Raw genomic sequence first — 6,808 nt, 5'->3', positions numbered from 1 at the left:
GACCCGTTCTTTTTTTTTTTTTTCCATCGGGGCGTTCCTCGACTCTACAGATCTGCAGCGGGCTCTCGTTATGCATGCCCCACCTCAGTGCGTGATGTCGTCATGCGCCAGATCCCCCGGACGGATGGTCGGCGGCGTGGTGAAGGTGTGCGCCGGTGCCGGCGATGGCAGCGTCCACTCCAGCCCACGTGCGCCTTCCCAGGAACGCGCCTCGGCCTTCTCGCCATTGCGCAGCGAGGACAGCAGGATCGCGGCCATCATGAACGGCGTGACGAACATGCCGAACGCACCGATCGAGCTGATCAGGTTCCAGTCGGCGAAGGCCACGCTGTAATCGGGAATACGGCGCGGCATGCCGGCCAGGCCGAGGAAGTGCTGCGGGAAGAACAGCAGGTTGACGAACACGATCGACCACCAGAAGTGCACCTTGGCCCACTTCTCGCTGTACATGCGCCCGGTCCACTTCGGCCACCAGTAGTACACCGCGGCAATCAGCGCGAACACCGCGCCGGTCACCAGCACGTAGTGGAAGTGGGCGACCACGAAGTAGGTGTCGTGATACTGGAAGTCGGCGGCAACGATCGCCAGCATCAGGCCGGAGAAGCCGCCGATGGTGAACAGGATGACGAAGGCCACCGACCACAGCATCGGCGCTTCGAACGTCAGCGAGCCGCGCCACATGGTGCTGACCCAGTTGAACACCTTCACGCCGGTCGGGATCGAGATCAGCATGGTGGCGAACATGAAGTAGATCTCGCCACCCAGCGGCATGCCCACGGTGAACATGTGGTGGGCCCAGACGATGAACGACAGGAACGCGATCGCGGCGGTGGCGTACACCATCGCTTGGTAGCCGAACAGCGGCTTGCGGCTGAAGGTCGGGATGATCTCGCTGACCACGCCGAAGGCGGGCAGGATCATGATGTAGACCTCGGGGTGCCCGAAGAACCAGAAGATGTGCTGGTACATCACCGGGTCACCGCCACCGGCGGCATTGAAGAAGCTGGTGCCGAAGAACTTGTCGGTCAGCAGCATGGTCACCGCACCGGCCAGCACCGGCATCACCGCAATCAGCAGGAAGGCGGTGATCAGCCAGGCCCAGCAGAAGATCGGCATTTTCAGCAGGTCGATGCCCGGCGCACGCATGTTGAGCACGGTGGCGATGATATTGATCGCGCCCATGATCGAACTGATGCCGGCCACGTGGATGGCGAACACGCTGAAGGCGACGTTGTAGCCACCCTGCAGCGACAGCGGCGGGTACAGGGTCCAGCCACCGGCCGGTGCACCACCGGGCAGGAACAGGGTCAGCAGCAACAGGCTGAAGGCCACCGGCAGCAGCCAGAACGACCAGTTGTTCATGCGCGGCAGCGCCATGTCCGGCGCGCCGATCTGCAGCGGGATCATCCAGTTGGCCAGGCCCACGAAGGCCGGCATCACGCCACCGAAGATCATCACCAGCGCATGCACGGTGGTCATCTGGTTGAAGAACTCGGGCTTGACGAACTGCAGGCCCGGCTGCGCCAACTCGGCGCGGATCACCACGCTCATCGCCGCACCGATGATGAACATGATGAAGCTGAAACCGAGGTACAGCGTGCCGATGTCCTTGTGGTTGGTCGAGAAGAACCAACGCTCGAAGAAGCTCTGGTGGTGATGGTGATCGTCGTGCCCAACTGCCGAGTGCGCCATTGCAAAACACCTCTCAGAATCGGTTGTCACCACGGCCGCGAGCGGCCGCGGGCTTTACATCACGCGCCGCTGGCTGCGGTGGCAGGTGCGCTGCCCGCTTCTGCAGCAGCAGGCGCAGCCGGTGCTTCGCCCGCCGGTGCAGTCGGTTCGGCCGGTGCCGCAGGTGCCGCCGGCGTGGCAGGCGCCGCAGGCTTGCGCTGCGCCAGCCACTGCTTGAAGTCTTCCTTGGACACCGCCTCGACCACGATCGGCATGAAGCCGTGGTCCTTGCCGCACAGCTCTGCGCACTGCCCGCGGTACACGCCGGGCTGCTCGATGCTGGTCCAGGCTTCGTTGATGAAGCCGGGGATGGCGTCCTGCTTCCAGCCCAGCGCCGGTACCCACCAGGCGTGGATCACATCGTCGGAGGTGATGACGAAACGCACCTTGGTATCGACCGGCAGCACCAGGCGGTTGTCGACATCCAGCAGGTAGTGCGGATGGCTCTCGCGGGTCGGCACGACGCCGCTCTGCCGCACACGGTCGGACTCGCGGTCCAGCCGGCTGGTGAAGGTGACGTTCTCGCCGAGGTATTCGTACTTCCACATCCACTGGTAGCCGGTGACCTTCACCGTCATCTCGGCATCGCGGGTGTCGTACATCTTGATCAGGTTGGCCGTGGCCGGCCAGGCCATCACGATCAGGATGATCACCGGGATCACCGTCCAGATCACCTCGGCCTTGGTGTTGTGGCTGAAGGTGGCGGCGACCGCGCCCTTGGATTTGCGGAACTTGAACATGGCGTAGGCCATCGCCCCGAACACGATGACGCCGATCACCGTGCAGATGATCAACGACAGGTTGTTCGATTCCCAGGCCAGGCGCGAGGTCTGGGTCACCCCCTTGCCCATGTTCAGCTGCCACGGCTTGGGATCGGCCGCCTGGGCCCAGGCCAACGCCGGCATCAGTCCCCCGGTCGCCAGCACTGCGGCAACCGCGTTCACGCACTTCGTGCCCCACCTGCTGCTTTGCTTCATTGCCTAGACCCTTAGCGTCGTCGGTTGCCGCCATCGCTGGCGGCGAGCAAGCTTTCAAGTGTCTCTGCAAGCGTCTGACGTTCGGCCGGCGCGAGGAAACTCCCCACCTCCACCTGCCGGCCGCTGGATGCCAGCCGGACCCTCTCATCGTCGGTGAGCAGGCGCACCCAGTGGGGGTGGGCCCGGAACACCGGCGATCCACCGGGTACGGGAATGACCTCCACGTACGCCGGCACTACCCGGATCTCCTCCTGCCGTTCTCCGCTGCGCCACAAGGCACGCAGCGCCGCCGCCAGCACCAGGCTGTACAGCAGCGCGAACAGGGGGGCGAATGCATTGCCGGCCAACCACCCGAGGGCGGACACCAGCCACATCGCACCCGACAACACGGTGAACAACAGGACGAACTGCCGGGCATCGAGCGCCCGTGGGGGACGCAGCCGCAGCTGCGTACCTGACCCATCCGGAGCTGGAAGCACCTCGATCATGTCGCAACCGCGTTCCTGCCGCGGGAAACGTCTCGATGGTAGCCCCGCCCTCTCGCCGGTAGCAAGGGTGCATTCACACTTTTTCCCATGCTGCAACACAGCATGAGGTCGGCGACACAAATGACGAATTCAGCACAAATTCTTCCGAGCTTGCTGAACACGCTGAATCCACCGCAGCTAGGGGCTATCAGCACTTCATCAAGGTGGCTGCGGGGCACTTCCGGAACCCGCAAAAATGATTAAAATCGCCAAGTTTTCCACTGGCCGGACCGGCATGAACGCACCTTCCTCCTCCCCTGCCGCCCACGACGCTCCGCGTCCCGGCGCGCTGCTGTCGCCGGAACTGCCGGCGCCCCCCAACCCGTTCCGCCAGGCCATCACCGATGCCTGGTTGAAGGACGAGGCCAGCCATGTGCGCGAGCTGCTGGCGCAGGCCCGCCTGCCCGCCGAGGAACAGGCCAGGGTGCAGGCGCTGGCCGCCGACCTGGTCGGCCGCGTGCGCGTGCGTGCCAAGGACCAGGGCGCCATCGAAGCCTTCATGCGCCAGTACGACCTGGGCAGCGAGGAAGGCGTGCTGCTGATGTGCGTGGCCGAGGCGCTGCTGCGCATTCCGGACCAGGACACCGCCGACAAGCTGATCCGCGACAAGCTGGCCGATGCCGACTGGGAAAAGCACCTGGGCGGCAGCGACTCGGTGCTGGTCAACGCCTCCACCTGGGGCCTGATGCTGACCGGCAAGCTGGTGCAGATGAACGATGCCACCCGCGCCGATGCGCCCAGCGCGTTCAAGCGCCTGGTCGGCCGCGTGGGTGAGCCGGTGGTGCGCCTGGCCGTGCGCCAGGCGATGAAGATCATGGGCCACCAGTTCGTCATGGGCCGTACCATCAGCGAAGCGCTGTCGCGCTCGCACAAGGGCGACAACGCGAACTACCGCTACTCCTTCGACATGCTGGGCGAAGGCGCGCTGACCATGAAGGACGCGCTGCGCTACCTGGAAGACTACCGTCGTGCGATCCACGCCATCGGCGGCGATCACAAGGCACGCGGCGGCCGTCCGGACGGCGACGTCAACAACGCCCCGGGCATCTCGATCAAACTGTCGGCGCTGTACCCGCGCTACGAGCACGCCAAGCGCGAGCGCGTACTGAAGGACCTGGTGCCGGGCGTGCTGGAACTGGCACAGCTGGCCAAGAGCTACGGCATCGGCTGCACCGTCGACGCCGAAGAGTCCGACCGCCTGGAACTGTCGCTGGACATCATCGAGCAGGTCTTCTCCGATGCCTCGCTGTCCGGCTGGGATGGTTTCGGCGTGGTCGTGCAGGCCTACCAGAAGCGCACGCCGTACACGATCGACCACCTGGCCGACATGGCACGCCGCGCCGGTCGCCGCCTGCAGGTACGCCTGGTCAAGGGCGCCTACTGGGACGCCGAGATCAAGCGCGCGCAGATCGAAGGCTATCCGGGCTACCCGGTGTTCACCCGCAAGCAGAACACCGACGTGTCCTACCTGGCCTGCGCAAAGCGCCTGTTCACGCATGCCGATGCGATCTACCCGATGTTCGCCACGCACAACGCGCACACCATCGCCGCAGTGCGCAGCATCGCCAATGGCGGCGTGTACGAGCACCAGAAGCTGCACGGCATGGGTGACGATCTGTACGCCGAAGTGGTGCCGGCCGATCGCTTGAACCTGCCCTGCCGCGTGTACGCCCCGGTCGGTTCACATGAAGACCTGCTGCCGTACCTGGTGCGCCGCCTGCTGGAAAACGGCGCCAACTCCAGCTTCGTCAACCGCATCACCGACGAGCGCGTGCCGATCGCCGACCTGATCCGCGATCCGGTCGAGATGGTGTCCTCGTTCGAATCGATTCCGCATCCCAAGATCCCGCTGCCGGTTGACCTGCTGCGCAGCCAGAACCACGACAGGAAGAACTCCATGGGCGCCAATCTCGCCAACGACAACGAACTGCGCGCCCTGGCCGAGCAGATCAACGCGGCTGTGAAGCCCTGGCAGGCCGCGCCGCTGGTACCGGGTGCGAACCCGGCCGGCGCCGCGCTGCCGGTGACCAACCCGGCCGACACCCGCGAAGTGGTCGGCCAGTGGCTGGCCGCCGACGCTGCCACCGTGCAGAAGGCCCTGGCCAATGCCGTGGCCGCGCAGCCGGCCTGGAACCGCACCCCGGCCGCCAGCCGCGCCGCCATCCTCGAGCACGCCGCCGACCAGCTGGAAGCGCGCATGCCGGAGTTCATGGCGCTGTGCGTGAAGGAAGCCGGCAAGAGCCTGCCCGACAGCATCGCCGAAGTGCGCGAAGCGGTGGATTTCCTGCGCTACTACGCCAAGCAGGCACGCGAGCAGTTCAGCCACGCCGAGAAGCTGCCGAGCCCGACCGGTGAATCCAACGAGCTGCAGCTGCACGGCCGCGGCGTGTTCGTCTGCATCAGCCCGTGGAACTTCCCGCTGGCGATCTTCCTGGGCCAGGTGGCCGCTGCACTCGCCGCTGGCAACAGCGTGATCGCCAAGCCGGCCGAGCAGACCAACCTGATCGGCTACTACGCGGTGAAGCTGCTGCACGACGCCGGCGTGCCGGCCGAGGTGGTGCAGTTCCTGCCGGGCGACGGTGCCACCGTCGGTGCCGCGCTGACCGCCGACCCGCGCGTGGCCGGCGTGGCCTTCACCGGTTCCACCGACACCGCCCGTGCGATCAACCGCGCGATGGCCGCACGTGACGCCGCCATCGGTGTGCTGATTGCCGAGACCGGCGGCCAGAATGCCTTCATCGCCGATTCCTCGGCGCTGCCGGAACAGCTGGTCAAGGACGCGATCGGTTCGGCCTTCACCTCCGCCGGCCAGCGCTGCTCGGCCGCGCGCGTGCTGTTCGTGCAGGACGACATCGCCGACAAGGTGATGACCATGCTGGCCGGTGCGATGAAGGAACTGAAGGTCGGCAACCCGGGGTTGCTGTCCACCGACGTCGGCCCGGTGATCGATGCCGACGCGCTGAAGATCCTGCAGGACCACGCCGAACGCATGGACCGCGAAGCGCGCCTGATCGCTGCCGCCGAGCTGTCCGCCGAAGCAGCCAATGGCACCTTCTTCGCACCGCGTGCGTATGAACTGAAGGACCTGGGCCAGCTGCACAAGGAAGTCTTCGGTCCGGTCCTGCACGTGATCCGCTGGAAGGGCGACCAGCTCGACGCGGTGATCGACCAGATCAACGCCACCGGCTACGGCCTGACCCTGGGCGTGCATTCGCGCATCGACGAGACCGTCGACCGCATCAGCAACGGCGTCCACGTCGGCAACGTCTACGTCAACCGCAACCAGATCGGTGCGGTGGTCGGCGTACAGCCGTTCGGCGGCCAGGGCCTGTCCGGCACCGGTCCGAAGGCCGGCGGCCCGCATTACCTGCTGCGCTTCGCCACCGAAAAGACGGTGACGGTGAACACCACTGCCGCCGGCGGCAACGCCTCGCTGCTGACCCTGGGCGACTGATCGCCCGGTTGATGCGGCAAACGAGAAACCCCGCGAAAGCGGGGTTTTTTGTGCATTGCTTGCTGTAGAGGGGGGGGGGGGGGGGGGGGGGGGGAGGGGGGGGGGGGGGAGGAGGGGGG

General features: G+C 66.0%; 4 protein-coding genes. 1 reads left to right on the top strand and 3 read right to left on the bottom strand.

Going from position 1 to position 6,808, the window contains the following annotated elements; genetic code table 11:
* Window positions 1-84: 84 nt before the first annotated feature.
* From ctaD to ACTJJM_RS10720, 3 genes are read right to left on the bottom strand one after another with little or no spacing between them, the layout of a single operon-like run.
* Window positions 85-1,692 (bottom strand): cytochrome c oxidase subunit I, encoded by a 1,608-nt coding sequence (gene ctaD / locus ACTJJM_RS10730; RefSeq protein WP_005407790.1) that lies wholly within the window; start codon window positions 1,690-1,692, stop codon window positions 85-87.
* Window positions 1,693-1,751: 59 nt separating this feature from the next.
* Window positions 1,752-2,708, bottom strand: coding sequence for a cytochrome c oxidase subunit II (gene coxB / locus ACTJJM_RS10725; RefSeq protein ID WP_029379934.1), 957 nt, complete (start codon window positions 2,706-2,708; stop codon window positions 1,752-1,754).
* Window positions 2,709-2,719: 11 nt separating this feature from the next.
* Window positions 2,720-3,196 (bottom strand): DUF2244 domain-containing protein, encoded by a 477-nt coding sequence (locus tag ACTJJM_RS10720; protein ID WP_004153894.1) that lies wholly within the window; start codon window positions 3,194-3,196, stop codon window positions 2,720-2,722.
* 274 nt (window positions 3,197-3,470) lie between these two features.
* On the opposite strand from ACTJJM_RS10720, the gene putA reads away from it, so the two are divergent.
* Window positions 3,471-6,689: a bifunctional proline dehydrogenase/L-glutamate gamma-semialdehyde dehydrogenase PutA gene (gene putA / locus ACTJJM_RS10715; protein ID WP_329763330.1), complete on the top strand. Its 3,219-nt coding sequence runs from the start codon at window positions 3,471-3,473 to the stop codon at window positions 6,687-6,689.
* Window positions 6,690-6,808 lie beyond the last annotated feature (119 nt).

It is taken from the genome of Stenotrophomonas sp. 22692 (genome assembly GCF_052045015.1).
GTDB lineage: Bacteria > Pseudomonadota > Gammaproteobacteria > Xanthomonadales > Xanthomonadaceae > Stenotrophomonas > Stenotrophomonas geniculata.
This window is presented reverse-complemented; position numbering and strand designations above follow the sequence as displayed.